Source organism: Thermococcus cleftensis (assembly GCF_000265525.1).
In the GTDB taxonomy this organism is placed as follows: Archaea; Methanobacteriota_B; Thermococci; order Thermococcales; family Thermococcaceae; genus Thermococcus; species Thermococcus cleftensis.
Genome location: NC_018015.1, coordinates 349,359 through 373,999 on the forward strand (window position 1 = coordinate 349,359; position 24,641 = coordinate 373,999).

Sequence of the window (24,641 nt, forward strand, 5' to 3'; positions counted from 1 at the left end):
TAGATAATCCAGAAAGCCCTGGCCGTCTCTGCAAGGTTGCAATAAGACTCTAGGAGAATTGAAACTTGCCTCGGTCGTCTGCTGTACGGTGATGTTATGTTGCGTTGCAATAAGACTCTAGGAGAATTGAAACAACAGAACCATCTCAGAGTTTGTCATGCCTATCACCTGTTGCAATAAGACTCTAGGAGAATTGAAACAGGGCAACGCTTATAATCAGTTTCAGCGCGTAGTTCGTGTTGCAATAAGACTCTAGGAGAATTGAAACCTTGCTTATAAGGGGCAGAATTCTACCCCTTTTCGGGTTGCAATAAGACTCTAGGAGAATTGAAACAGAGCGGTGCTTATCTTCTCTGGAAGCCTTGACTCTTCGTTGCAATAAGACTCTAGGAGAATTGAAACGTACCTGAGGCCGAACCGCCTCCAGCCCCCAAACCTTGACGTTGCAATAAGACTCTAGGAGAATTGAAACGAAGTATCTCATCGAGAACAAAGACGCGTTGCGTGTTGTTGCAATAAGACTCTAGGAGAATTGAAACCAGTCGGGTCGCTCTTGCTCTCGTAGGCGCTGCCAATGTTGCAATAAGACTCTAGAAGAATTGAAACGGTATAAGGCGCTGGACCAAATATCCTCTGACAAAGTTGCAATAAGACTCTAGAAGAATTGAAACGCGGTGGGGCAGCGAGGCTATGACTTCCCTGTTCTGGGTTGCAATAAGACTCCTAGGAGAACTTGGAACTCTATAAAACCCCGGCGGAAGTTCGAGGGGGTGTGGGGGACGGAACGTCCCCCCGGACAATAAGACTCCAGGGAAACTGAAGACGGCACAACTGCATAATTAATGAACTGGTGGATCACATAAAAACTGAATTAACTAGTCTCAGTTGAAAGCGCCATCTCGACGATTCTCTCGAAGAGCGCCCCGTGGTTCCCGAAGGCCTCGAACATTCTTCCCGAGTAGTTCTCCGAGGCGGTCTCAAGGAAGTGCCGGAGATTCCGGCCGATCTCGTCGCTTATTGGGACGTGGAGCGGAGAGGGCTCATAGTAGTCAAGTCCCTTCATCAAGGCCGTGGAAAAGTACCAGAGCGTCTTTCTGACTTTCCTGCCCTTTATCCTGGAAAAGCTCGCCTCCATGCAGTTAAAGGCCGCGTGAAGGAGCACTATAATGTCCACCTCCACTCCCCTCTCCAGGAGCTTTTTCCTTTCCCGGTCGCCGCGGAGGTCCTTTATCCTGTACCCGCTCCTCGTCTGCTCGTCGTAGGGAACCTCGACGCCGTAGATGCCCTCGATCCTTGGGTCATAGACGAGGACGTCCGTGCCGCCGACTATGTAGAGCCGCCCGTTTCTGGCTTCGATGATGGTGTTTTCAGTGCTCAGAACCGGAAAGCCGTTGGCCATTGCCAGGACGGACATCGTGCTCTTCCCCGTGTGGGGGTAGCCTATGAACAGAACCGCCTTTCCGTTGGGCGTAACGACGCCAACGGAGTCCGTTATGAACAGTCTGCCTACCTTAGCAGCGGCTCTTGCCGCGGCCTGGAGTATGAAGAAAATCGGAGCCTCGTTTCCATAGGCGGAGGGGACCTTTGACTCTATCTTGTACTCGTCCCTTCCCAGGTGGTCGTAGACCGCGCTGAATACGCGGAACTCCTCTCCCTTGAAGCGCTCCACGATGACGTTCGGCTCACCACCGCTTTCCCCAACGTCCGGAAGGTACCTCCTGGCGAAAAGTCCCCCGAAAGCGTCCTCAAAACCGTCGTCAAGCTCCCCTGTGAAGTGAACATCAACACCGCCTATTCTCACGCCCATTGGCTTCCCCGGTATGGGCTAGAGAGAGGCACTTATAACTTTTCCGTGGGAAGATTGGACGTCAGAAGAGGGGTGCATTAACATGGAAATGAAAAGCCCGCAAAGAATAACAGCCCCCAAACAGCTTGAATAGAGAGTTTGTTAAAGAAAAAGACCAAGAAAACTCCTCACTCGAGGGCGGCAAGAAGCTTCTCCATGAACATCTTCTCCGGGTAGGCACCCTCGAACTGAACCTTGTCCTCGCCGTCCACCTGTATGACTATCTTCGGAACTGCCATGACGCTGTACTGGTCGGCCCACTCGGGGTACTCGATGGCCTCGACCATGTCGCCGAGTATCTTACCCTTGCCCGCGTTGGTGTTCTCGATGGCGAACTTGTGAGCCATTCTAACGGCGAGCGGGCAGTAGGGGCAGGTCGGGGTGACGAAGACGAGTATCCTGACGTCCCTGTCGATCTTCGCCAGCTCCTCCTTGCTCTCGGGCATGAGGTCGGTGCTAGCGTTGCTGACATCGACGATGTCCTCGAGGAAGGCTCCAAACTCGTGGCCGGCCGGAAGGCCGAAGAAGCGGACGCCCATGTCCTTGCCGTCCTGGGTTATCGTGACGGCGGGGGCGCGGTCTATCCTGTACTGCTCGGCGAGCTTCCTGCCCTCTTCACTGTCGAAGTCGTGGAACTCGTAGGTAAGCTTGTCGGTCAGCTCTGAAAGCTCCTGGACGAGCTGCTTGAGCTGGTCGCAGTACTGGCAGTGGTCCTTTCCGATGAAACCGATAATCTTAACCGGGTTGGTCAGCTTGGAGAAAAACTCCTCCTTGATGACCTTCTTGTCGTTGTCACTAATCAGTCCCATTCTCAACACCTCCATGCTAAAGGTTTATAACGTTTTGAGCGCAATACTCCCAGGAGTTTAATCTCCGGTTTGCAACCTAAGGTTGAATGTTCACTATATAAGCTTTGCGTCACAGATCTGGGTGGTGTGGGTCATGGCTGAACCGGACATCTTTTACATACTGGGGAACAGGGTGAGGCGCGACTTGCTGAGCCACCTCACCTGCACCGAGTGCTACTTCAGCTTCCTGAGCAGCAAGGTTAGCGTTTCTTCAACGGCCGTTGCAAAGCACCTTAAAATCATGGAGCGCGAGGGAATACTTAGGTCCTATGAGAGGGAGGGACCCTTCATCGGGCCTGCGAGGAAGTACTACGACATAGCCATAGCAAAAACCTACGTCGCCACGGTCACGCCCAACCTCTTTTGGTACCGTGGACTCGACTTGGGCGGCGAGGTTATCAAGAGAACCGAGATAGACATTTCCCGCATTCCGGACGAGCACAGCTCGCTCCTGGAGATGATTCACTCCTTCCACGAGCTCAGTGTGGAGCTTGAAAAGGTTCTTCAGGCACTCAAGGCAGTTGAAACCAGGCGCGATGCGCTGATGAAGGAGATAAAGGAGCGCTACCTCAAGGAGATAGGCGACATGACCCAGCTCGCCATACTGCACTACATTCTCCTCGTCGGCGAGGCAACGGTGGACGAGCTCAGCGACAGGCTCAACCTCAAGGAAAGGGAAGTCCTTGTGAAGGCCAGGGAGCTGGACAGGTTCGTACCGTTAATAATAAAAGACGGGGCCATTAAGATTGACGAAGAAAGGCTAAAACAAAAACTCGGCGGTGAAAGTGATGCCGGAGAAGATTAGAGTCATCGTGAACGAGGACAGGTGCTACCTCTGCGGTGGTTGCGCCGGCGTTTGCCCGACTCTGGCCATAGAGGTCCACTCAAGCGGCTGGGAGTTCTTCCAGGACAAGTGCATCAGCTGCAGGATATGCATCAACGCCTGTCCGGTTGGAGCGCTCAGCGCTGAGCCACTGGAGGTGAGCGAATGAAGGAGATGAAATACGACGTCGTCGTTGTCGGTGCCGGAATAGCCGGCCCGATCGTTGCCAGAAACGTCGCCAAATCAGGTTTTTCCGTCCTTCTCATCGACAAGAAGCCCGCGATTGGAACGCCCAAGCAGTGCGCCGAAGGCATAAGCATCAAGGTCTTCGATAAGTACGACATACCCTACGACAGGCGCTTCATCAACCGCGAGATTTATGGAGCAAAGCTCTATTCACCGAGCGGCTACGAGCTTGAGCTCAGGTACAAAGAGGCCAGCGGCGTTATCCTTGAGAGGAAGGTCTTCGACAAGATGCTGGCTTATTACGCGGCCAAGGCTGGAGCAGATGTGCTCGCGAGGACGGAGGCTTTGGACGTCATAAAGAAGAACGGCAAAGTCGTTGGAATCAAGGCCAAGCACGAGGACGAGCCTGTCGAGATCTACGCCGACGTTGTAGTTGCTGCCGACGGCGTCGAGAGCACCATCGCGAGGAAAGCCGGAATAAACACCTACGCCCCGCCGCACGAGTTCGACTCAAGCTACGAGTACGAGATGCTCATAGAGGGCTTCGACCCCGACATGATACACCTCTGGTTCGGCAACGAGATAGCGCCGAGGGGCTACGTCTGGGTCTTTCCGAAGGACGAGGACCGGGCCAACGTCGGGATTGGCATCAACTCGGACAATCCAAAGACCGCCAAGTATTACCTCGACAAGTGGCTGAGGGAGAACAACATTCCAGCAAAGAAGCTCCTCGAGATAAACGTTGGCGTTGTCCCCGTTGGTGGCTTCGTTAAGGACCTCGTCAAGGACAACGTTCTCGTCGTCGGAGACGCGGCCAGACAGGTAAACCCGATGCACGGCGGTGGAATGGCCGAGGCAATGGAAGCTGGAACCATAGCAAGCAAGTGGATAGTGAAGGCCCTCGAAGAGGAGAACCTCGAACTCCTGAAGAACTACACGACCGAGTGGTGGGAGACCGACGGGAAGAGGCTCGAAAAGGTTCTCAAGGTGAGGCGCGTCACCGAGAAGCTCACCGACGAGGACCTCGACCTGTTCATACAGATCCTCAGCGGGGCAGACGCCGAGAAGATAGCGGGCGGAGACTACGGAGAGGTGATAAAGGCTCTCCTCAAGCACCCGAAGGTTCTCCTCAGCCCGAGGAGGATAACGCTCCTCAAGGAGCTCCTCTAATTACCCTTTTTCTTCCACTCCTTGCAGTTCATATCCACGCATATCTCGTACTCCCTTCCCTTCTCGCGAATCTTCACCACGGGTGCACCGTTGCAGCAGGTCTTGTCCGTCGGGATTATCTCTCCCCGCTGGAGAAGGGGGTAGGTGACGTCGCATTTGGGCCAGTTGGAGCAACCAACGAAGCGCTTGCCCGTTTTCCTGTTGTAGCGAACGACCAGGTCACCGCCGCACTTGGGGCACTTGCCGAGAACGAGCCCCTTCCCCGTTTTCCGGCCTTCTTGAGCCTTGGAGCTGGCAGTTCCCTTGGGCACCTTCGCAGAGTCCTCCGAAACCTTGGCGGAGTCTTTAGAGGTCGTTACCCCAGTTCCCGTCGTTTCAAGGAGCATCTTACCTATGTCCAGCTCCTTCTCCTTGAAGACCTTCAGGATTTTAATCAACTGTCCCCTGCTCTCCTCGATGACTTCGTCCTTCTTTGCCTTTCCCGCCATTATCTCCTCCATCTTCTCCTCGAAGGCCCTCGTCAGCTCAACGCTCACTATGTCCGGCACGTTCTTCTCGAGGGCCTCCACAACGCGCATTCCGAGGGGGGTGACCTTTATCTTCTTCTTGCCCTCGATGTAGCCCCTGCTGTAAAGCGTCTCAAGGATTTGGGCGCGCGTGGCTTTAGTTCCAATTCCAAGGTCTTCCATCTTTTTGATTACGGCCGCCGGGGAGTATCTCGCCGGGGGCTTCGTCTTCTTCTTCTCGCGCTTTATCTGGAGAACCCTGACCTGCTCGCCCTCCTTAAAGGCGGGCAAAATAACCTCGTCGAACTTGACGTATTTACCATAGACCTTCAGCCAGCCCTCCTTTACGGTTCTCGCCCCACTCAAAATGAAGCGATGATTGTTGGAGTTTATTATCACCCTCGCTATCTCCCTCACGGCAGGCTCCATGAAGAGGGCCAGGAAGCGTCTCACTATGAGGTCGTAGAGGTTCGCCTCGTCTCTGGTCAGCTCTCCAGCTTTTGGAAGCTCTCCGGTGGGGTATATCGCCGGGTGGGCAGGGTCTTCCTTCTTGCCCTCTACGGGCCTGAGCTTATCCTTTCCCAGAAGCTCGTGGGCGAAGGGCTTGTACTCGGGTAGCTTTGCCAGGTTCTGGAGAATGGAGCGGAAGTTGAGGTTCTTGGGGAGCTTCTGCGAGGAGGTGCGGGGGTATGAGCACAGGGCTCGCTCGTACAGCTTCTGTGCAATCTCCAAAGTCTTCTTCGGGGAGTAGCCAAACGCCGAATACGCTTCCCGCTGGAGTGTTCCGAGGTCGAAGGGGACGGGCGGATTCCTCTTCTGCTGTTTGACTTCCACCCTTTCAACGAAGGCCGGCCCCTTCTTGGCCTCCTGAACGATTCTCTTCGCCTCCTCCTCGTCCCAGATTTTGTCCCTCTCGTAGGTTGCGGTGTAGCTCTTGCTGTTCTTCTCGAGGGTCATTTTGATGACCCAGTATGGTTTGGGCTGAAAGTTGGCTATCTCCCTCTCCCTCTCCACTAGGAACTTCAGCGTTGGCCCCTGGACGCGGCCGGTTGAGAGAACCTGCCACTTGCCGCTGGCGCGCTTTATGGCCGAGGTAAGGGCGCGGGAGAGATTGACTCCCCAGTACCAGTCGAGGACGTGGCGCGCTATTCCTGCATCGGCCATTCCGAAGTTTATCGTCGGTTCGAGGTTGTACCATGCCTTCAGGAGGTCCTTCTTTGTTAAGGCGGAGAACTTCATTCTCTTCGCCCTGGTGGGGTCAACGCCGCAGGCGTACTTGAGAGCAGTATAACCAATAACCTCACCCTCGGTGTCGTAGTCGCAGGCAACCACGAACTCGTCGGCCCTCTTGGCGAGGGTGGCCAGGGCTTTGATGTAGTCCTTCGCGTAGCCCTTGCCCTTCTCGGCGACGTAGACGGGAACCCATTCTATATCGAAGACAGGATAGCCGTAGGTTTTAGTTTTCGGCGCGAGTGAGAAGAGATGGCCAACCGCCGGAGCTACGATTATTCTCTTCCCGTCTCGGGTGAACTCGTAGTAGCTCACCTTTCCGATGGTCTTCCTGACGGGCTTGCCTTCCGCTAACGCATAGGCGATTTTACGGGCAACGTTGGGCTTTTCCGCTATGATGAGCGTGACCATGACGACACCTTGAGGCGATAGGCAGATGGATTATAAAAATCCTGCGGAGCAGGCTTTTAGCAAAGATGTTCAGGATTCCACCGGACGCGAGCCTTTGAGAGACTGCGAACTTTTGGTGAAGCTTCAGCGAAAAGCTTAATAAGGAACCCCCCGATGCACCTACCGCGGGCGGGGCCGTAGGGTAGCCTGGTCTATCCTGCGGGCTTTGGGAGCCCGTGACCCGGGTTCGAATCCCGGCGGCCCCACCATAACAGCCCTTTGCTCCGCATGTTGAGGCTTTGCCTCAACACGTCGGGAAGCTTCGCTTCCTACGAAGCGCTGGCGGAAGAGTGCGTGCAATTCCAAAAGTTGCCTGTTTTTCACGGGGTTTGTTCTCAACTGACAGTTTGCAGTGTTCCACTCTCCACAAGGCGTCCTTCGAACGCTAAAAATGAAGTGAACCATTAAAGAGGCCCTGTTCAACAGTTAAACCTCGTTAAAACTGCATAAAATCATGTCACTCAAAGCACGCTTTTTCAAAAGGAATCACGAACCTTGATCAAACTTTTGCAGAGCAAAAGTTTGTAGAATGGAGCCCCGGGCGGGGTTTGAACCCGCGACCTGCCGCTTACCAAGCGGCCGCTCCACCAGGCTGAGCCACCGGGGCGTCGATGATACGATGCAGGTGAGGCTTTATAAATTTTTCCCTTCTCCCAGCCTCTCGACGAGGCCCTCAAGAACCTCACGGAAGTTGGCCGCGTCTATCCATTTAATGCCCATCTTCTGAGCCCAGGTCAGTATTCCCACGTCGGCGGAAACTATCGTCGCATCGAGCTCCTTGGCGAGGAGGATAAGCTCGAAGTCCTCTTTGCTGTCCACTATGCCCTCCCTGAGGGCCTTCCGGTAGTTCCTCCTAAGCTTCTGGATTATCCTGTCCACGTTGTCCGTCTCGATGACGCTCTCGCGGACGGCTTTCTCAGCCACACGGAGTCCCTTGTCTATCCTTCGCCGTATGTCGTCTATCAGCTCGTAGACCACGAAAGCGGGTATCCTTATGTCGTGAACATTGGGGGGCTTCTTGATTATGTAAAGCTCAATCTCGGGAATGAGTTCCTCCCCGTCCACGAAGTGCATTACCTCGCGGTAGATTCCGGGGGGCATGTAGAACTCGACCCGCCCGAAGAGCCTCTCGGCGTAGCGCAGGAAGGTCCTCATGGCTTCGGTAGGGCTGTCGCCGAACTTGCCCCTTATCTCGGGATTGACGAAGATGCTCGTGTCGAGGACGAACCTCATGGCAACCACAAGCTTATTTAAGCGCGGAAGTTTAAAACGGTTAGGTGAAAGCATGAAGGTAGGAGTCGTTTTTGGGGTTAGCGAACTCGCGAACCCTAAGGCGTTCGAGAAGAAGGCGTCGGAGTTCATGACGAAGCTCGCCGGAGAGTTCGAGGTCGTTGGAGGGTTCTTCGTATCAACAAAGGCCGACTTCAAGGAAGCCAAGGAGGAGGTAAACTTCAACGAGGTGGACGCGATAGTCCTCTATCCCCTGACAGGGGGTACTGAAGGCCCGCTGAAAGAGTTCTTCGTCTACAGGAGGCCCGTGGTCATCTACGGTGACCCCTTCAACAACTCCCTCGCGGCAGGGATAGAGTTGAGGGAATACTTCAGGGACAGGCTGGTTCCTTCAACGCTGGTCAAGGACTTCAACGAGCTTAAAGCCGCCCTGCTCGGTTACGAAGACATGCGGGAGACGCTGGACAAGTTCCTCCGCATGCGTATAGGGCTGATAGGCAGGATTTCGCCATGGCTGATAAACGAGAGGTTCGAGCTCCCATACACCAGGATAAGCCTCAAGAAGTTCTACGAGTACTACGAGGCCACGACCGACGCGGAGGGCTGGGAGGTCGTCGAGGAGATAGTTGGAAAAGCTGTTGAGATAAGGGAAGCACAGAGGGAAGACCTGATTAGGGCAGGTAGGATATATCTGGCCATAAAAAGAATCCTCGAAGACTACCGGCTGGACGGCTTCACCATAGGGTGCTTTGACATAGTCATGAAGTCCAAGATGACCCCCTGCCTCGCGCTGGCGATGTTTAACGCCCAGGGCATTCCAGCAGCGTGCGAGGGCGAGCTGAACGCGCTCGTTGGAATGATGATAGCGAGGCGCTTCTTCGACAAGCCGGCGTTCATGGGCAACATTGCCGACTACGGGGACGATTACATAATCCTCGCCCACTGCACCGCTCCGCTGATAGGAAGGTACATCATACGGTCGCACTTCGAGAGCGGCACGGGGGTTGGCGTGGACGTCCAGCTGCCGAAGGGTAAGGCCAGTCTCCTCAAGATACGCGGAAGGAGAGCTGTTGTTGCCGGTGTCGAGGTCGCTGGCCAAGAGCACAGCGACTTCAGGTGCAGGACCCAGGTAAGGCTGAAAGTCGAAGATGCAATGGACTTCATAGACGGAACCCTCGGCAACCACCACCTGCTTGTTTACGTGGACAGCGAGGAGCTGGCAGACCTGCTGAGCGAGCTCGGCTTCGAGGTCATGCTATACTGAACTTCCAAATTTTTAGTTTCATTTTCGAACCAACCAAAAGAGTTATTAGGACCTTAGTGGTATTATTCTCGGTGAGAAAATTGAGAAGAGCACAGGCGGCGATTGAGTACCTCTTTATGATAGCACTGTCCCTTGTGATGGTGCTAATCATATTCCGGGCAATTCAGCAGGCGGCCAACAGTGCAACAAGACAGATAGAGACCGCATCGGACAAGATGGCCAGCGAGCTGAGCCAAATAGCCCAAGAAGGTTGATTTAATCTTGAGCGTCCAAAAAAGCTGTGAGGGGCAAAAATTAAAGCCCCCACACTTATGAGGCCGCGAACTTCGAGCCGTAGAACTTCAGGCCGAGCCATGCGACGACCCCTGCCCCGATGACGATGGGGTTGAGGGTGACTCCGGCCAGGCCGATTGCGCCGATCACAGCCCGCATCCACTTCTTCAGATGCGTGTTGTAAAAGCCGGTCAGCGAGATGGCCAGCAGGTACATCACGAAGAGCGTCGCCAGGAGGTAGTAGAGCACCCTGAGTATCATCGCGGGCGTCCAGTCGGAGACCGTTATGAGGAACATCTCCGGGTGTGTGAAGTAGATGTACGGGCCTATGTAGCCAGCCAGCGCGTACTTGACCGCGTTGATCGCCGTCTTCCAGAAGTCACCGCCCGCTATCGCCGAGCCGGCGTAGCTTGCGAGGGCCACCGGCGGCGTAACGTCGGCGAGGATACCGAAGTAGAACACGAAGAAGTGAGCCGCGAGCATGGCTATGAGGACGGTGTAGCCGGGAACCGGCTGGTTGTAGGGTTCGATGTTCCTGACCAGCATGTAGATTGCCGGGGCGGCGACGAGCGAGGTGATGATATAGTTGGCGGTCGTGGGGACACCCATTCCAAGTATGAGGCTGAAGACCATCGTGAGCAGAAGGAGCAGCCAGAGGTTTCCGTGGGTAAGGCTGATGAGGCGGTAGCCGATGTTTGTAAGCTCACCGGTCATCGTGAGAACACCCTGAATGAGGCCCGCACTGGCGGCCGCGAGCATGACGCTGACGCTGGTTTTGCCGGCGTCTATCATGGCCTCGTAGGTCGCACGGTACATCATCTTGCCGCTGTCGAGTGCCGAACGGTAGCCGACGAGGATTGAGAAGACTATTCCAAAGACTCCCGTCATCAGTACTATCTGCTCCTTGGTCATTCCCAAGTACTTGGTCAGGGCTATAAAGAGGAGGAACATCGCGCTGATGTAGAACTTCTCGTTGAAGGCGACGCCCTTCTTCGCGATTCCAAGTCCGACCAGCAGGAAGAACATCGCCAGGAGAACCAGAGCGGTCTGTTTCGCCACGTTGTTCCCGAGGAACATCAGCAGGGTGGTGAGCAGGGCTACCGCGACGTAGAGCTTCTCGTCTCCGTATATCTCGTCCCTTGAAATCCACGCCACCCAGATGGCAATCCCGAGCGAGGAAATGGCCGCGATCTGGGGCGCTATTCCCCACACGAGGGCGACGGTTATGACGACGATGGGAAGGAGTATGTAGAGCTTGCGCAGGAAGTAGGCCATGGTCTTGAAGGCCTCGGCAGCCATACCCTTGAGGCCCAGCCTCTTGGTCTCGAGGTCTATGAAGAGGTAAACGCCGCCGTAGTAGACTATGGCCGGCAGCACCGCGGCGATGATTATCTTGTTGTAGGGCAGGTTGAGGAACTCGGCCATTATGAAGGCTGCCGCGCCCATTATCGGGGGCATCAGCTGGCCACCGGTGGAGGCGACGGGCTCGACGGCCCCGGCTATCTCCGGCGGGTAGCCGGCCTTCTTCATGAGGGGAATCGTGAAGGTTCCCGTGGTGAGGACGTTGGCCACGCTCGAGCCGCTGACAGTTCCCATGAGGGCGCTCGATATGACGGCCGACTTAGCCGGACCACCGGGCCTCTTTCCGAAGAGGCTTATCATGAACTCGGTGATGTAGTCGCTGACGCCTATCTTGAGCAGGAAGGCGCCGAAGAAGATGAAGGCGAAGACGTATATCGTCATGACGAAGAACGGGATTCCGAAGATGCCCTCGTCAAAGTAGAGCTGCTGCACGAAGCGGGTCCAGTCGTAGTTGATGGCGTAGATTCCGTAGAGAAGGAACAGGCTCACTATGGCCGGGAGAACCCAGCCAAGGACGCGCCGCGTTGCCTCGAGAACCATGAGCACCGCGATGAGTCCAAAGACCACGTCGGTCTGGTTGAGGGAAGAGGTTAGTATGTAGCGCTCGTAGACTGCGAAGAGGTAGAGCATGGAGATTACCCCAACGGCGCCCATCACGTAGTCGTAGGCGAAGACCTTCCTGAAGTACTTCTCCTTCTTGCGTATCGGGTAGAGCAGGAAGGTTATTACCATCAGCATTGCCATTACGAAGGCCTCTCCCTGCTTGGGCTGGAACGTTATTCTAAGGAAGTCCAGCTCCAGTCCCAGGCGCTGGAAGAGGTCGTAGAGGGTGTAGTTGAAGTTGAAGATGAAGAGTATCTCGTAAAGGCCTATTAGTATGGCCGCGACCTTCACCACGAACTCAAGCCTTGGGGGGAGGGTTCTGGTCCTTTCTATCACGACCTCCTCCGCGGCGACGACATCGATGCTGGGTTCTTCAGACAATTTACCACCTCCCAATCAACCTCATCACAAGTGGAACGCGCTTAATTTGAAAGTTCACGACAACCTTTTTTCCACCGTCGGAATCAACAAGGACAGGAGAGCCATTGACGGTGACGTTGGCGTGGTTTATGGGTATGAACCAGTAGGTGAAACTCCTTCCAAGATAATCCCTCGTCCTCTTGACGTAGAAGCCGTCGGTGAGGTTCTGAACGTCCTCTGGAAGGCCGGCCCCAAAGTCCTTCCACCTCATCTCAACGACGTAAAATCCGGTTCCGTTGGCGGTGATGATCTCAACCACCTCGCTCCTTTCAACGCTGTGAACGTATTCAATCTCGATTGTGGAGCCGGGGGAATAAGTGTAAGACCTGCCATTGAAGCTAATCTCGACCGCATTAACCGGCAGAAGAAGAACGAGAGCGACGGTAATGATAAGAAAAGAAAGGGCTTTTCGGCTCAAAGTGACCCTCCTCACGGCTTTAGATCATCTGGAACGGTCTTGCCCTTCTCCTCGTAGTACTTGATGGCTCCGGGGTGGAGCGGTATGCTCATACCATCGAGGGCTGTGTCAAAACTTATGTACTGGGCCTTTGCGTGAACCTGCCTGAGCTCATCGACGTGGAGGAAGAGCAGCCTGGTCATAGCATAGACCACGTCATCGGGAACGTCGGCGCTGACGACGAGAACGGCCTTAACCGCGAGCGTCTGGGTGTCCTCGGTCATTCCCTTGTAGGTGTCCTTCGGGAGGGTCTGGCTGACGTAGAAGATGTAACCCTCGTCCTTGAGCTTCTTGAGGATATCGTCCCCAATTGGGAGGATCCTGACGGGGGTCTGAACCGCTATTTGATCAACCGCCGGCGTCGGAGCGCCGGAAACTATAACGGCGGCATCGATCTGGCCGAGCTTGAGCTGCTGGGTTGCCTCGCTGAAGGAGAGGTAGACCTTATCAACGTCGTCCCAGACTCCCGCAGCCTCAAGTATCTGCTGGGCCGCGACGGCGGTACCGCTTCCGGCAGCACCAACGGCAACCTTCTTGCCCTTGAGGTCCGCCAGGGTCTTTATGTTGCTGTCAGCTTTGACAACGAACTGTATCGTCTCCGGATAAAGGGCGGCGATGCCGCGGAGCTTGGTCACTGGCTTGCCCTGGAAGGCCTCGAGGGTGGTGCCGTGGAAGGCGTAGTAGGCAACGTCGTTCTGCATTATAGCCGCCTGGGCTCTACCATCGCCTATGGCCTGGGCGTTGGCGACGCTGGCACCGCTTGTAACTGCCCTAGCCTCAATCTTTATCCCGGTCTCGTCCTTACTGTACTGGTTCAGTATGTTGGCATAGGCGGAGCCAAGTGGGTAGTAAACACCGCTGGTTCCCCCCGTGTATATCTCAATGGAGTACGTTTCGGTTGGGCCAGTAGTCTGGGTTCCAGTCTCCTCCCCTCCGGGACTTATGCAACCGGCCATTAAAAGAGAAACCGAAAGCACAAAAACCAATACACCAACTACCGACTTCTTCATACTCATGTCCACCTCCATACTGTAACGTACACCTATGGCCTAACGACCACATTAGGATATTGAAGTACATTCAAAGTTATATAGTTTTCGTTACATTTCCGTAAATCTTTCAGGTTATCTCCCAAGCAAAACGCAAGAACATCGATGAAAGCTATACAAAGGTAGAACTTCGAACCCGGGTAAAGCCTTTTAACGGAGACGGCTATTCCAAAGGGGATCGTTATGAAGGTGATAATGACAACGAAAATCGACCTCGCGTCGATGAACATACTGAACAGGCTCGTTGAGAACTTCGGGTTCAGGGAGACCGAGGGGATCTTCGACGGAAATCCCGTTTATGCCAGGGGCGACACGCTCATACTGACGACCAACGAGGAGATGATATACTATGACGACCTCGATAATGCAATAGAAGCCCAGCTCGGATTTAAGCCAGAGATAATAGCCTTCGCCTCCAGGCACTCCAGCAAGCAGAAGCTACCTGCCCTTACCACTCACGTGACTGGGAACTGGGGAAAGGCCATGTACGGGGGAAAGGACGAGAGCCTCGCCATAGCTCAGCCGGCCGCCATGAAGCTCGCCCTGCTCAAGATGAGCGAGCTAAACGACCTCGGCTGGACCGTCTGCTACGAGGCAACCCACCACGGACCGAGCGAGCTGGAGGTTCCAAGCTTCTTCATAGAGATAGGCTCGAGCGAGGAGGAGTGGGTGATTGACAGGGCCGGCGAGATAATAGCCGAGACCATAATTTACGTCCTGGAGAACTACAAGAAGGCCAAGTTTCCAGTCGCACTGGGAATCGGCGGCGGCCACTACGCCCCCAAGCAGACGAAGCGCGCCCTAGAAAGCGACATCGCCTTCGGCCACATAGCCCCCAAGTACACCCACCCGCTGAAAAAAGAGCTGATCCTCCGGGCGATTGAGAGGACACAGGGCAAGGTAGATGTCATTTACGTTGATTGGAAGGGCAGTAAGGGAGAAACCAGGCAGATGGCCAAGACCCTGGCCGAAGAGCTGGGCCTGGAGTTCATACGGGACTGAAGAGGCGAAATCTTTAAAGACGTTGAGCGGGATTTAAAATCAGCATCTGCCTAGCTAAATTTATATACCACCTGCGTACAAAGTGGAACAGATGTTAAATTGCCCGGAGGGTGAAAAAATGCTGAAGCTGATTGAAGACGCCATCGAAAGAACCTCCGCCGGCCTCAACCAGGTGCCGGAGGCCCCGAGCCAGACCGATGTTGATGAGGAGCTCAAGAGGATTCTTGAGCAGATTCAGGCTAAGATCTATGTCGTTGGTGTCGGCGGTGCCGGCTGTAACACCATTAACAGAATGATGCAGGTAGGAATCCAGGGGGCGAAGGTCATAGCCATCAACACCGATGCCCAGGACCTCCTCAAGGTCCGCGCTCACAAGAAGATACTCATCGGAAAGGAGCTTACCAGGGGCCTTGGAGCCGGGAACAACCCCAAGATGGGCGAGGAGGCCGCGAAGGAGAGTGAGCGCGAGATAAGGGAGGCCCTCGAAGGGGCGGACATGGTGTTCATCACCTGCGGTCTCGGTGGAGGAACCGGAACGGGCGCAGCTCCAGTCGTGGCCGAGATAGCCAAGAAGATGGGCGCCCTCACCGTTTCAGTCGTCACCCTCCCGTTCACCGTCGAGGGCATAAGGCGCATAAAGAACGCCGAGTACGGCCTTGAGAGGCTCCGGAAGAACAGCGACACCGTCATAGTAATCCCGAACGACAAGCTTATGGAGGTAGCTCCGAACCTGCCGATCCACATGGCCTTCAAGGTCGCGGACGAGATACTCGTCCAGGCCGTCAAGGGCATAACCGAGCTCATCACCAAGCCCGGCCTGGTTAACCTTGACTTCAACGACGTCAGGGCAGTCATGAAGGACGGCGGCGTTGCGATGATAGGCATAGGCGAGAGCGACAGCGAGAAGAGGGCTTTAGAGGCCGCCCAGCAGGCCCTCAACAGCCCGCTCCTCGACGTGGACATAAGCGGTGCCAAGGGCGCTTTGATAAGCATAAGTGGAAGCGATGTCAAGCTCGAGGAGGCCCAGCAGATAATAGAGCTCGTCACCAGCAAGCTCGACCCGGAGGCCCAGGTTATCTGGGGCATACAGCTCGACGAGGAGCTCGGCAAGATGATTAGAATCCTCATCGTCGTCACCGGCGTCAGCTCACCCTACGCGGTGGCCGAGGAGGAGCCGGGCTACTACGGTGAGGAACAGGAGAGAAAAGTTATTAAGCTCGACCTTGACGAGCTTTGACTAACTTTCATTTTCAAAATTTGGCGAGGTGACGGCAGTGGCAACGACTACGGAAAAGCTTAAAAATTTCTTCGCGGAGTCGCGGAGGGTTTTGCTGGTCACTAAGAAGCCGGGTATGAAGGAGTTTAAGATGGCCGCCAAGATAACCGGCATCGGAATGCTCCTGATAGGTACCATCGGCCTCATAATCCGCCTGATAGGCTACCTGATTACAGGGGCCTGAACTGTTCGCGGGTGAGAGCGATGAGCGAGGGCAGGATCTTCACAGTGCGCGTCACGGTGGGACAGGAAGAGACCACCTCCAAGCTGATATACAGCAAGATTAAGACATACAACCTCCCGGTCTACGCCATACTGGCGCCCTCGAAGGTAAAGGGCTACATCTTCGTTGAGGCACCGAGCAAGAGCGCCGTGGACGAAGCTATAAAGGGCATACGCCACGCCAAGGGCACCCTGCCGGGAGAGGTCAAGTTCGAGGAGATAGAGCACTTCCTCGAGGAGAAACCAGCCGTGAGCGGCTTCGAACCGGGAGACATCGTTGAGCTAATCTCCGGCCCGTTCAAGGGCGAGAAGGCCAAGGTCGTCAGGGTCGATGAGGCCAAGGACGAGATAGTCGTCGAGCTCATAGGTTCAATCGTCCCGATTCCAGTCACGGTGAGGGGCGAATACGTTAGACTTATAAGCAAACGCCAGAAGGAGTGAACGGTCAAAGGACAGAGGTGAGAAAGATGCCGCAGATTGTTGAGGTGCTCGTTGAGGGAGGAAAGGCTTCACCCGGTCCGCCTCTCGGCCCAGCCATCGGACCGCTCGGACTTAACGTCAAGCAGGTCGTTGATGAGATAAACAAGGCTACCAAGGACTTCGAGGGAATGCAGGTTCCCGTCAAGATCATCGTCACCGACCCGAAGAAGAAGACCTTCGAGATAGAGGTCGGTGTTCCGCCGGTCAGCCAGCTCATCAAGAAGGAAATCGGCGCCCCGAAGGGCTCCAGCGAGCCCGGCCACAGCCCTGTCGGGAACCTGACCATGGAGCAGGTCATCAGGATAGCGAAGGCCAAGCAGGAGCAGATGCTCGCGGCCGACCTCAAGGCCGCGGCCAAGGAGGTCATCGGAACTGCCCTCAGCATGGGCGTTACGGTTGAAGGCAAGGACCCGAGGGAAGTCCAGAAGGAGATTGACGAAGGCGTTTACGACGAGATTTTCGCCAACGCCGAGGAGTGAGGGAAAAGTTTAAAAATCCCTCTTTTTACGCATTTTTGACTTTTTCGGGCTTAAATCAAAACCGAAAGGGAGGGCTGTAAATGGCCTTTGACAGGCAGAAACTCGTGGAAGCGGTGAAGGAGGCGAAGGCCCGGGCTAAGCCGCGCAACTTCACACAGACCGTCGAGATGGCAGTCAACCTCAAGGATATAGACCTCCGCAAGCCGGAGAACAGGTTCAAGCTTGAGGTTGTGCTGCCCCACGGTCGTGGGAAGGAGCCCAAAATCGCGGTCATCGCTGATGGTGCCGTTGCCGAGGCGGCTAAAAAGCTCGGGCTTGATGTGATTAGTGGAGAGCAGCTTGAAGAGCTCGCGAAGAGCCCAAGGCAGGCAAGGAAGCTGGCGAAGAACTACGACTTTTTCATTGCCGCAGCGCCGCTGATGCCAAAGATCGGTAGGTACCTCGGTAGGTACCTCGGTCCAAGGAACAAGATGCCCCAGGTCGTTCCGCCGACGATGACCAACCTCGAGCCGATAGTGAACAAGCTCAAGAAGACCGTCAGGATACAGCTCAAGAACAACCCCGTCGTTCACGCCAGGATAGGCACCGAGGACATGGACGATGAGAAGCTCGCCGAGAACGCCGAGGCCGTTCTCAACGCCATACTCAACAAGCTGGAGCGCGGCGAGAACCAAGTGAAGTCAGTGTACATCAAGACCACGATGGGACCGGCAGTTAAGGTGGAGAGGTGAGGGAGATGGCCCACGTTGCCGAGTGGAAGAAGAAGGAAGTTGAAGAGCTCGCCAAGATCATCAAGAGCTACCCAGTGATAGCGCTCGTTGATGTGGCCAACGTTCCAGCCTACCCGCTCAGCAAGATGCGTGAGAAGCTCAGGGGCAAGGCGCTCCTCAGGGTCAGCAGGAACACCCTCATCGAACTCGCCATAAAGAAGGCCGCCCAGGAGCTCAACAACCCGGATCTCGAGAAGCTCATTGACCACATTCAGGGCGGAGCCGGAATCCTCGCCACCGAGATGAACCCCTTCAAGCTCTACAAGCTCCTCGAGGAGAGCAAGACCCCGGCCCCGGCCAAGCCCGGAGCGGTGGTCCCGAGGGACGTCGTGATACCAGCCGGTCCAACTTCACTCTCGCCGGGTCCGCTCGTCGGTGAGATGCAGGCCCTCGGCATTCCGGCGAGGATTGAGAGGGGTAAGGTCAGCATCCAGAAGGACTACACCGTCCTCAAGGCCGGAGAGGTTATAACCGACCAGCTCGCGAGAATCCTCAACGCCCTCAGCATAGAGCCGCTTGAGGTCGGTCTCAACCTGCTCGCGGCCTACGAGGACGGAATCGTCTACACCCCGGACGTCCTGGCGATCGACGAGGAGGAGTACATCAACCTGCTCCAGCAGGCTTACATGCACGCCTTCAACCTGTCCGTGAACACCGCCTATCCGACCAGCCAGACCATCGAGGCAATCATACAGAAGGCCTTCCTCGGCGCGAAGAACGTCGCTGTGGAGGCTGGCTACGTCACCCCAGAGACCGTCGAGGACATCTTTGGCAGGGCCCTGCGCGCTGTCCTGCTCATAGCGCAGGAGCTGCCTGAGGAGCTGCTTGACGAGAAGACCAAAGAGCTTTTAAACCAACAGGCACAAATAGCCGTTGCCGCTCAGCCTCAGCAGGAAGAGAAGGTTGAGGAGGCTGAGGAAGAGGAGGAAGAAGAGGAAGCCTCCGAGGAGGACGCGCTCGCCGGACTGGGCGCGCTCTTCGGCTGAACTTTCCATTTCCCTCGTATCCCTGAACAACCCGTGTGAAATGAATGAAAAATGAAGATGATTGGAGGTGCGAAAAATGGAGTACGTGTATGCCGCTCTGCTGCTCCACGCCGCTGGTAAGGAGATAACCGAGGAGAACCTCAAGGCCGTCCTTGAGGCCGCTGGAGTCACCCCGGACGAGGCTAGGATAAAGGCCCTCGTCGCCGCCCTTGAGGGCGTCAACATCGACGAGGTCATCGAGAAGGCCGCCATGCCGGTCGCCGCCCCTGTTGCCGTTGCCGCCGCTCCGGCCGCCGAGGGCGGTGCCGAGCAGGCCCAGGAGGAAGAGGAGGAAGAGGAAGAGGAGGCCAGCGAGGAGGAGGCCCTCGCTGGACTCGGTGCCCTCTTCGGCTGAACTCCTTTCCCCTTTTGTCCGCCTTTGGGCGGACGTTTTCACAACTTTTCTCCACCGTTCTTGAGCATTACAATCATTCTCCAAGTCCTTCTGTACCTATCTGGGTCAAGCTTTTTCCTTAGAATCTCAATGATGACCACATAAAGAATGAAAAACACAGCAGAAACGGCCGCCTTTTCGGAAGTGCTTTCCATGTTGTTGATGGTGTTTACCCAGATGAGACCCAAGGTTCCCATTATCACAAACTCGGCCGTCTCGTATAGGGCAACGTTTCTTGGAAGTCTTTCGAATTTTCTGAGGGCCACGCCTCCGATCAGAGTGACGAGCCCGAGCAGTCCCAAAGCTACCGTTAGTAGGTCTATTGGTTTCGCACCGTATTTCTCCACCAACATGGGATACAAGGGAAGGGCCGGTGCCAGGGCAAAGAAGCCCAGGATTGCCAGTGCACTTACAGTTAATACCACAGTGCTCCGTCTCATTGTTATTCCCCCAGGTTAATATTCTGTATAGTAATCTAAAAGTTTTTCGAAAAAGACCGCAAGGTTTATGTTTGATCCTTATGAACCATCTCTGGCGGGCCCGTGGCCTAGAGGACATGGCGCCGGCCTTCGGAGCCGGTAGTCGCGGGTTCGAATCCCGCCGGGCCCGCCAGTTCAAATTTTGGCGAAGTTTGACAAAGGCCTGGCTCTTTCCTCTTTTTGTGCAAGAGCTACTAACTTTTGGTGAAGGAGATTTATATGTTCAAACTTTGCCAGGTTTGAGCGCGTGTTCTCTTCATCATGAAGGATCGTTTGAACTAAACATTCCTATTCATGCCACTATGGGCATATAACGCATACAACTTTGTATACAACTTTCCTCTTGCCCTTTTAGATAATTAAACCATGTTGGTCAAGCTTTTCATGCGAAAGCTTTCTGGCCTCAGAAGTGGTGGCCCTCCGCACCGCTCGGTGCCGGGCCAATCGCTCATCATCGGCCAGATTGTTTTTATATCCCCTATTTAAATTCCCAGCGGTGGTTCCTATGATGCTTCCAGACTGGAAAATCAAAAAGGAGATACTAATCGAGCCCTTCAGCGAGAAGTCGCTCCAACCGGCAGGTTACGACCTGCGCGTTGGTAAAGAGGCATACATAGAAGGAAAACTGGTAAACATCGAAGAGGTAGGCAAGATTTCCATTCCCCCGGGGACTTACGCACTCGTCTTGACCTTGGAAAGGCTAAAGCTTCCCGACGACGTGATGGGTGATATGAAGCTCCGGAGCAGTCTGGCGAGGGAAGGCCTTCTCGGCTCTTTCGCATGGGTCGATCCCGGCTGGGACGGCAACCTCACTCTCGGCCTCTACAATGCCTCTGACGAGCCGGTTGAGCTTTCCTACGGCGAACGCTTCGTCCAGATAGCCTTCATCAGGCTGGAGGGGCCGGCCAAAAATCCATATCGGGGGAACTACCAGGGAAGCCAGCATCTTGCACTCTCAAAGAGAAAGCAGGGATAATCCCTCAGTCTCCTTCTTTTTGTCGTGGGTGCTCTCCAATGGCCGCGGAAAACAAGTCAGAAAATCCTGGGGGAGGTTCTAAAAGCAGGCCCCACGATTACCGGGTTATAGCCAATGGAAGGCACCATCTGGGTGGGGGCTTCTATTGAAGACCCAGCCCGTGACAGGTTACCTATTCTCGTGAACCTTCATGAAAATATTGATATAGCCCAGTCGATTGTACTCAACGGCGCACTTGCTCTCTAACCGATGCAGAAAGCCCCGTTTACCGAAAGGTTTATATACCTCCAATTCCAAAAAAAAATACCGAAGAACCCTTTATGGAGGTGTTGTGAATGGCCGAGCTTCCGATTGCCCCGATTGACAGGCTTATAAGGAAGGCCGGCGCCGAGAGGGTCAGCGAGGATGCCGCCAAGGTTCTCGCCGAGTACCTCGAGGAGTACGCCATTGAGCTCGCCAAGAAGGCCAACGACTTCGCCAGGCACGCCGGCAGAAAGACCGTCAAGGCCGAGGACATCAAGCTTGCCATCAAGGCCTGAAGGCCTTTTTGGCTTTTCTACTCATTTCTACACCGTTAGCGTTTTAAGTTCCTTATCCAGGCTTCAACCATGCCCGAGATAGCCGTCCGAATGACGAAGCGCAACCACAATGCCTTCGTTCACCTATTGGGCGCCCTGGAGAGCCAGGGATACGACCTAGAAAAGTTACTGATAACCAAGGACTTCAGCGAGATACTGAAGGCCCGGCCCAAGGTGGTTCTCTACTCCTTCTTCACTGAGGAGATATGGGGAAACCTGCCCGAGGAGATTAAACTACTGAAGGAGGGAGGCTCGCTCCTGATAGCCGGCGGTTATCATGCTATAGCGATGCCCAAACATACGCTCAATCAGCTCGGGTTTGACATAGCAGTTATCGGTGAAGGTGAAGAGGTAATCTACCAGCTCCTGACGGCCCTTGAGCGTAGCGGATACAGGATAACCAGAGACCTACTCTCAATCCCGGGGCTGGCGTTCTACCTCAACGGTGAGTTCGTCTTTACAGGTTTTGCGAAGGTGGAGGACTTCTGGCGTTTTCCCCCGTACCCAGAGAGTGTTCGGCTCATATCTCCGATAGAGATAACGCGCGGCTGCCCTTTCGGCTGCTACTACTGCCAGACGCCTTACATCAAGGGGCTCAGAATGAGGCACCGGCCAATAGATCAGATTGTGAAGTACTCGAGGAGAATGAAGGACATGCGCTATATAACCCCCAACGCCTTCGCCTATGGCTCACCCGGGGCGATACTCAAGCTCAGCAAGCTCGAGGCCCTCCTCAAGGCCCTTCAGCCCCTCAGGAAAGAGGGTAGGAGGCTCTTCTACGGCACCTTCCCGAGCGAGGTTCGACCCGAGTTCGTTTTACCGGAGACGCTTGAGCTCCTCATTGACTACGCCGACAACAGGAGGTTAGCTATAGGCGCTCAAAGCGGCGACGATGCCATGCTCAAGGCCATGCACAGGCTCCATCGGGTGGAGCACGTCCGGAGGGCGGTTGAGTACATGCTCGAGTATGGTTTTGAACCGGTCGTTGATTTCATCGTGGGCCTGCCGAACGAGAGCAAGGAGAGCCAGAAAAAGAGCATCGAGCTTATGAGGTGGATAATGAGAAAGGGTGGAAAGGTCCGCGCCCATTACTTTATGCCCCTCCCAGGAACCCCCTGGGCACGCTGTAAGCCAAGTCCGCTGAGTGAGGAGATGAGAAGGTTCCTGGGGAGAATGGCCGCAAAGGGTAAGATCGAGGGGTCATGGGGCAAGCAGATCGAGCTCTCGCAGAGGCTCCAGAGGCTGATGGAGGAGTTCTACGAGGAGCCAATGAGCCACACGGTGCCCGTTAGGGACGTCTGCTGAGTACATTTTTCTTTTGGAGCCTCGCCCCTCACGGCAGGGAGGAGGTCAGTATGAACATAAACGTGTCAAAGAGCCTCCAATAAGCTTATAACCTCGTTGTTTCGTTATCCAACCGACGGCGAAATGTACGCCGAAAACTATAAAAGATTCCTGGAGCTTATAGACAAACTGCGAGAGTTTGAGGGTGCCCTCATCGTCGAGGGCATGCGAGACGAGGTGGCTCTGAGGAATCTGGGGGTCAGGGCGGAGATAATAAGACTCTCCCGCCTGCCTCTGGCGGAGGTCGCGCTCATCGCGTCATCACATAAAGAGGTCATCATACTTACCGACTTCGACAGAAAGGGCGAAGAACTCGCGAGAAAGCTCCTCCGATATCTGGAGGGCTACCCCTGCAGGGTCGATACAGAGACGCGCAGGGAGCTCAAGAGAATAGCGAAGAAGGACATTAAAGGTATCGAGGATCTCTACAGCCTGTACATCAAGATCGTCTCCGTTTCTGACCCCCTGGCGGAGGGGATTCGATGAAGAGGAAGAAGACCGTGCTTCACCACATTTTGGCCGAGAAGCAGAAGTTTGAAAAACGAAAAGAGGGTGGTGGTATGTCAGCCAAAGATGAGTTTGGAACTACCAAATACGTTATCTATGCAGAGTTTGAGGCTAACGGCATTGTTGAAAGGCCCGATGTCGTTGGGGCCATTTTCGGGCAGACAGAAGGTCTTCTAGGTGACGATCTAGACCTTAGGGAGCTCCAGAAGACCGGAAGGATTGGAAGAATAAGGGTTGAGGTCCACACAAAGGCCGGAAAGACCTACGGAACTATAACCGTCCCCTCGAGCCTAGACAGGGTCGAGACTGCTATCCTCGCCGCTGCGCTAGAGACCATTGACCGCGTCGGCCCGGCCGAGGCCAAGATAAAGGTTCTCCGCATCGAGGACGTCCGCGCAACGAAGAGGAAGTACATCATCGAAAGGGCCAAGGAGATACTCGAGAGCCTCATGGAGCAGGAGATTCCGGAAACGCAGGAGCTAACGGAGGAGGTCAAGAAAGCCGTCCGCGCCAAGGAGCTCATAGAGTACGGTCCGGAGAAGCTTCCGGCCGGCCCGCACGTGCCGTTCTCTGACTCAATCATAGTCGTTGAAGGAAGGGCCGACGTGCTCAACCTCCTCAAGCACGGCATAAAGAACGCCATAGCCGTTGAAGGAACCTCCGTTCCAGAGACCATCATAAAGCTCAGCAAGGAGCGCATCGTTACGGCCTTCACAGACGGCGACCGCGGCGGCGAGCTCATACTCAAGGAGCTCCTCCAGGTTGCTGATGTGGACTACGTGGCTCGCGCGCCGGAGGGCAAGGAGGTCGAAGAGCTCACCAAGAAGGAAATAGTCAAGTCCCTCAGGAGCAAGGTTCCGGCGGAGCAGGTCATAACGGAGATATTCTACAAGGGCAGGAACTTCTACGAGGTCCTCAGGGAGAAGGAGAGGGCCAAGGTAAAGGAGGAGAGGAAGGAGAACAAACCCACTCCTGCGGTCGTTCCCGCACAGCCCCAGAAAGCGGAAGAGAAAAAGCCCCAGCCCGAACCCAAGAAGGAGGAACGCATAATAAAGCCCATACAGCAGCCGAAGCAGAGCGAGCTCGACGAGTTCAAGGAGTTCGTCGAGAAGGTTAAGGCCTCCAAGGAGTCCGTCGCCCTGCTCTTGGACAAGGACAAAAAGGTAATAGCCGAGATACCGGTCAGGGAAATGACGAACCAGCTCAGGGAGCGCAAGGACGTCTACGCAGTTGTGTTCAACGGCGTCATAACCCAGCGCCTCATCGACACTGTAAGTGAGAGTGGCGTGAAGTACCTCGTCGGCGCAAGGAAGTACAACGTCGTCAGGAGGCCAATAAACCTCAAGATAATAACCTTCGCGGAGTGACCCTCCGCGATCTTTTTAACTCTTC

26 protein-coding genes, 3 tRNA genes and 1 CRISPR repeat array (1 of these 30 only partly in view) are annotated in these 24,641 nt (G+C 55.0%); of the genes, 20 read left to right on the forward strand and 9 right to left on the reverse strand.

The annotated features are described in order from the left end of the window. Window positions 1-671: a CRISPR direct-repeat array (repeat unit 30 nt; unit sequence GTTGCAATAAGACTCTAGGAGAATTGAAAC); it begins 1,912 nt to the left of the window's first position. Between the two features lie 200 nt (window positions 672-871). Together CL1_RS01950 and pdo are read right to left on the reverse strand one after the other, a co-directional pair. After that, window positions 872-1,807, reverse strand: coding sequence for a cell wall-binding repeat-containing protein (locus tag CL1_RS01950; protein WP_014788236.1), 936 nt, complete (start codon window positions 1,805-1,807; stop codon window positions 872-874). 167 nt (window positions 1,808-1,974) lie between these two features. Continuing rightward, entirely contained in the window at window positions 1,975-2,655 is a 681-nt protein-coding gene (pdo, locus tag CL1_RS01955) for a protein disulfide oxidoreductase (protein WP_014788237.1), read from the reverse strand. 133 nt (window positions 2,656-2,788) lie between these two features. Here pdo and surR point away from each other — a divergent pair, with 133 nt between their 5' ends. From surR to CL1_RS01970, 3 genes are read left to right on the forward strand one after another with little or no spacing between them, the layout of a single operon-like run. After that, window positions 2,789-3,499 (forward strand): sulfur metabolism transcriptional regulator SurR, encoded by a 711-nt coding sequence (surR, locus tag CL1_RS01960; protein WP_014788238.1) that lies wholly within the window; start codon window positions 2,789-2,791, stop codon window positions 3,497-3,499. Next, window positions 3,483-3,686, forward strand: a complete 204-nt coding sequence (locus CL1_RS01965; protein WP_014788239.1) for a DUF362 domain-containing protein — start codon at window positions 3,483-3,485, stop codon at window positions 3,684-3,686. Before surR ends, CL1_RS01965 begins: the two co-directional genes overlap by 17 nt. Then, on the forward strand, window positions 3,683-4,873 hold the full coding sequence (locus CL1_RS01970) for a geranylgeranyl reductase family protein (protein ID WP_014788240.1): 1,191 nt from the start codon (window positions 3,683-3,685) through the stop codon (window positions 4,871-4,873). Before CL1_RS01965 ends, CL1_RS01970 begins: the two co-directional genes overlap by 4 nt. On the opposite strand, the gene topA is transcribed toward CL1_RS01970, so the two are convergent. Next, window positions 4,870-7,020, reverse strand: coding sequence for a DNA topoisomerase I (gene topA / locus CL1_RS01975; protein ID WP_014788241.1), 2,151 nt, complete (start codon window positions 7,018-7,020; stop codon window positions 4,870-4,872). The two genes, CL1_RS01970 and topA, sit on opposite strands and share 4 nt — an antisense overlap. Before the next feature lie 170 nt (window positions 7,021-7,190). Between topA and CL1_RS01980 the strand changes: the two genes are divergently transcribed. Beyond that, window positions 7,191-7,268 (forward strand) — tRNA-Pro (locus tag CL1_RS01980). A gap of 321 nt (window positions 7,269-7,589) precedes the next feature. Here the strand turns inward: CL1_RS01980 and CL1_RS01985 are convergent. Together CL1_RS01985 and CL1_RS01990 are read right to left on the reverse strand one after the other, a co-directional pair. Beyond that, window positions 7,590-7,666, reverse strand: a tRNA-Thr gene (locus tag CL1_RS01985). A gap of 26 nt (window positions 7,667-7,692) precedes the next feature. Next, window positions 7,693-8,292: an RNA ligase partner protein gene (locus CL1_RS01990; RefSeq protein WP_014788242.1), complete on the reverse strand. Its 600-nt coding sequence runs from the start codon at window positions 8,290-8,292 to the stop codon at window positions 7,693-7,695. 52 nt (window positions 8,293-8,344) lie between these two features. Between CL1_RS01990 and CL1_RS01995 the strand changes: the two genes are divergently transcribed. Next, window positions 8,345-9,553 carry a hypothetical protein gene (locus CL1_RS01995; RefSeq protein ID WP_014788243.1) on the forward strand — a complete coding sequence of 403 codons (1,209 nt, stop codon included), beginning with the start codon at window positions 8,345-8,347 and terminating at the stop codon, window positions 9,551-9,553. Window positions 9,554-9,624: 71 nt separating this feature from the next. Further along, the gene (locus CL1_RS02000; RefSeq protein ID WP_014788244.1) at window positions 9,625-9,807 is read left to right on the forward strand and encodes a hypothetical protein; all 183 of its coding nucleotides are present in this window, start codon (window positions 9,625-9,627) and stop codon (window positions 9,805-9,807) included. 55 nt (window positions 9,808-9,862) lie between these two features. On the opposite strand, the gene CL1_RS02005 is transcribed toward CL1_RS02000, so the two are convergent. From CL1_RS02005 to CL1_RS02015, 3 genes are read right to left on the reverse strand one after another with little or no spacing between them, the layout of a single operon-like run. Continuing rightward, window positions 9,863-12,172, reverse strand: coding sequence for a TRAP transporter permease (locus CL1_RS02005; protein ID WP_014788245.1), 2,310 nt, complete (start codon window positions 12,170-12,172; stop codon window positions 9,863-9,865). 1 nt (window position 12,173) lies between these two features. Then, window positions 12,174-12,629, reverse strand: coding sequence for a DUF1850 domain-containing protein (locus tag CL1_RS02010; protein WP_014788246.1), 456 nt, complete (start codon window positions 12,627-12,629; stop codon window positions 12,174-12,176). Window positions 12,630-12,640: 11 nt separating this feature from the next. Continuing rightward, a complete protein-coding gene (locus tag CL1_RS02015; protein WP_014788247.1) occupies window positions 12,641-13,678 on the reverse strand; it encodes a TAXI family TRAP transporter solute-binding subunit in 1,038 nt (345 codons plus the stop codon). 222 nt (window positions 13,679-13,900) lie between these two features. On the opposite strand from CL1_RS02015, the gene CL1_RS02020 reads away from it, so the two are divergent. The 8 genes from CL1_RS02020 (at window position 13,901) to rpl12p (ending at window position 19,326) form a co-directional block, all read left to right on the forward strand. Further along, window positions 13,901-14,719 (forward strand): D-aminoacyl-tRNA deacylase, encoded by an 819-nt coding sequence (locus CL1_RS02020; RefSeq protein WP_014788248.1) that lies wholly within the window; start codon window positions 13,901-13,903, stop codon window positions 14,717-14,719. Between the two features lie 118 nt (window positions 14,720-14,837). Beyond that, window positions 14,838-15,956: a cell division protein FtsZ gene (gene ftsZ / locus CL1_RS02025; protein ID WP_014788249.1), complete on the forward strand. Its 1,119-nt coding sequence runs from the start codon at window positions 14,838-14,840 to the stop codon at window positions 15,954-15,956. A 37-nt stretch (window positions 15,957-15,993) separates the two neighbouring features. After that, window positions 15,994-16,179 carry a protein translocase SEC61 complex subunit gamma gene (locus CL1_RS02030; protein WP_014788250.1) on the forward strand — a complete coding sequence of 62 codons (186 nt, stop codon included), beginning with the start codon at window positions 15,994-15,996 and terminating at the stop codon, window positions 16,177-16,179. 20 nt (window positions 16,180-16,199) lie between these two features. Then, window positions 16,200-16,658 carry a transcription elongation factor Spt5 gene (locus CL1_RS02035; RefSeq protein WP_014788251.1) on the forward strand — a complete coding sequence of 153 codons (459 nt, stop codon included), beginning with the start codon at window positions 16,200-16,202 and terminating at the stop codon, window positions 16,656-16,658. A 26-nt stretch (window positions 16,659-16,684) separates the two neighbouring features. Further along, window positions 16,685-17,176 (forward strand): 50S ribosomal protein L11, encoded by a 492-nt coding sequence (locus CL1_RS02040; protein WP_014788252.1) that lies wholly within the window; start codon window positions 16,685-16,687, stop codon window positions 17,174-17,176. A gap of 80 nt (window positions 17,177-17,256) precedes the next feature. Beyond that, window positions 17,257-17,907: a 50S ribosomal protein L1 gene (locus CL1_RS02045; RefSeq protein ID WP_014788253.1), complete on the forward strand. Its 651-nt coding sequence runs from the start codon at window positions 17,257-17,259 to the stop codon at window positions 17,905-17,907. A gap of 5 nt (window positions 17,908-17,912) precedes the next feature. Further along, the gene (locus tag CL1_RS02050; protein ID WP_014788254.1) at window positions 17,913-18,932 is read left to right on the forward strand and encodes a 50S ribosomal protein L10; all 1,020 of its coding nucleotides are present in this window, start codon (window positions 17,913-17,915) and stop codon (window positions 18,930-18,932) included. A 76-nt stretch (window positions 18,933-19,008) separates the two neighbouring features. Then, entirely contained in the window at window positions 19,009-19,326 is a 318-nt protein-coding gene (gene rpl12p, locus CL1_RS02055; RefSeq protein ID WP_014788255.1) for a 50S ribosomal protein P1, read from the forward strand. A 38-nt stretch (window positions 19,327-19,364) separates the two neighbouring features. Here rpl12p and CL1_RS02060 read toward each other — a convergent pair whose 3' ends face one another. After that, a complete protein-coding gene (locus CL1_RS02060) occupies window positions 19,365-19,805 on the reverse strand; it encodes a hypothetical protein (RefSeq protein WP_014788256.1) in 441 nt (146 codons plus the stop codon). Window positions 19,806-19,901: 96 nt separating this feature from the next. Between CL1_RS02060 and CL1_RS02065 the strand changes: the two genes are divergently transcribed. The 6 genes from CL1_RS02065 to dnaG all read left to right on the forward strand — a co-directional run bounded on the left by CL1_RS02065 (window position 19,902) and on the right by dnaG (window position 24,616). After that, window positions 19,902-19,977: transfer RNA gene (locus CL1_RS02065), tRNA-Arg, on the forward strand. Window positions 19,978-20,349: 372 nt separating this feature from the next. Beyond that, window positions 20,350-20,820, forward strand: coding sequence for a dCTP deaminase (gene dcd, locus CL1_RS02070; RefSeq protein WP_014788257.1), 471 nt, complete (start codon window positions 20,350-20,352; stop codon window positions 20,818-20,820). Window positions 20,821-21,155: 335 nt separating this feature from the next. Further along, window positions 21,156-21,359: an archaeal histone HpkA gene (gene hpkA, locus CL1_RS02075; protein ID WP_014788258.1), complete on the forward strand. Its 204-nt coding sequence runs from the start codon at window positions 21,156-21,158 to the stop codon at window positions 21,357-21,359. 69 nt (window positions 21,360-21,428) lie between these two features. After that, complete coding sequence (locus CL1_RS02080) at window positions 21,429-22,703, forward strand: TIGR04013 family B12-binding domain/radical SAM domain-containing protein (protein ID WP_014788259.1); 1,275 nt, start codon at window positions 21,429-21,431, stop codon at window positions 22,701-22,703. Between the two features lie 123 nt (window positions 22,704-22,826). Further along, complete coding sequence (locus tag CL1_RS02085) at window positions 22,827-23,228, forward strand: toprim domain-containing protein (RefSeq protein WP_014788260.1); 402 nt, start codon at window positions 22,827-22,829, stop codon at window positions 23,226-23,228. After that, window positions 23,225-24,616 carry a DNA primase DnaG gene (dnaG, locus tag CL1_RS02090; RefSeq protein ID WP_014788261.1) on the forward strand — a complete coding sequence of 464 codons (1,392 nt, stop codon included), beginning with the start codon at window positions 23,225-23,227 and terminating at the stop codon, window positions 24,614-24,616. Before CL1_RS02085 ends, dnaG begins: the two co-directional genes overlap by 4 nt. The last annotated feature ends 25 nt before the right edge of the window (window positions 24,617-24,641 follow it).

Excerpts from the sequence above, each read along its gene's own strand:
- rpl12p (WP_014788255.1), top strand. The coding sequence starts at position 19,009 with ATGGAGTACGTGTATGCCGCTCTGCTGCTCCACGCCGCTGGTAAGGAG.
- CL1_RS02050 (WP_014788254.1), top strand. The coding sequence starts at position 17,913 with ATGGCCCACGTTGCCGAGTGGAAGAAGAAGGAAGTTGAAGAGCTCGCC.
- CL1_RS02035 (WP_014788251.1), top strand. The coding sequence starts at position 16,200 with ATGAGCGAGGGCAGGATCTTCACAGTGCGCGTCACGGTGGGACAGGAA.
- CL1_RS01995 (WP_014788243.1), top strand. The coding sequence starts at position 8,345 with ATGAAGGTAGGAGTCGTTTTTGGGGTTAGCGAACTCGCGAACCCTAAG.
- CL1_RS02015 (WP_014788247.1), bottom strand. The coding sequence starts at position 13,678 with ATGAAGAAGTCGGTAGTTGGTGTATTGGTTTTTGTGCTTTCGGTTTCT.
- CL1_RS01990 (WP_014788242.1), bottom strand. The coding sequence starts at position 8,292 with ATGAGGTTCGTCCTCGACACGAGCATCTTCGTCAATCCCGAGATAAGG.
- CL1_RS02045 (WP_014788253.1), top strand. The coding sequence starts at position 17,257 with ATGGCCTTTGACAGGCAGAAACTCGTGGAAGCGGTGAAGGAGGCGAAG.
- CL1_RS01970 (WP_014788240.1), top strand. The coding sequence starts at position 3,683 with ATGAAGGAGATGAAATACGACGTCGTCGTTGTCGGTGCCGGAATAGCC.
- CL1_RS02020 (WP_014788248.1), top strand. The coding sequence starts at position 13,901 with ATGAAGGTGATAATGACAACGAAAATCGACCTCGCGTCGATGAACATA.
- surR (WP_014788238.1), top strand. The coding sequence starts at position 2,789 with ATGGCTGAACCGGACATCTTTTACATACTGGGGAACAGGGTGAGGCGC.
- CL1_RS02040 (WP_014788252.1), top strand. The coding sequence starts at position 16,685 with ATGCCGCAGATTGTTGAGGTGCTCGTTGAGGGAGGAAAGGCTTCACCC.
- CL1_RS02085 (WP_014788260.1), top strand. The coding sequence starts at position 22,827 with ATGTACGCCGAAAACTATAAAAGATTCCTGGAGCTTATAGACAAACTG.
- dnaG (WP_014788261.1), top strand. The coding sequence starts at position 23,225 with ATGAAGAGGAAGAAGACCGTGCTTCACCACATTTTGGCCGAGAAGCAG.
- topA (WP_014788241.1), bottom strand. The coding sequence starts at position 7,020 with ATGGTCACGCTCATCATAGCGGAAAAGCCCAACGTTGCCCGTAAAATC.
- dcd (WP_014788257.1), top strand. The coding sequence starts at position 20,350 with ATGATGCTTCCAGACTGGAAAATCAAAAAGGAGATACTAATCGAGCCC.
- CL1_RS02080 (WP_014788259.1), top strand. The coding sequence starts at position 21,429 with ATGCCCGAGATAGCCGTCCGAATGACGAAGCGCAACCACAATGCCTTC.
- CL1_RS02060 (WP_014788256.1), bottom strand. The coding sequence starts at position 19,805 with ATGAGACGGAGCACTGTGGTATTAACTGTAAGTGCACTGGCAATCCTG.
- CL1_RS01965 (WP_014788239.1), top strand. The coding sequence starts at position 3,483 with ATGCCGGAGAAGATTAGAGTCATCGTGAACGAGGACAGGTGCTACCTC.
- hpkA (WP_014788258.1), top strand. The coding sequence starts at position 21,156 with ATGGCCGAGCTTCCGATTGCCCCGATTGACAGGCTTATAAGGAAGGCC.
- ftsZ (WP_014788249.1), top strand. The coding sequence starts at position 14,838 with ATGCTGAAGCTGATTGAAGACGCCATCGAAAGAACCTCCGCCGGCCTC.
- pdo (WP_014788237.1), bottom strand. The coding sequence starts at position 2,655 with ATGGGACTGATTAGTGACAACGACAAGAAGGTCATCAAGGAGGAGTTT.
- CL1_RS01950 (WP_014788236.1), bottom strand. The coding sequence starts at position 1,807 with ATGGGCGTGAGAATAGGCGGTGTTGATGTTCACTTCACAGGGGAGCTT.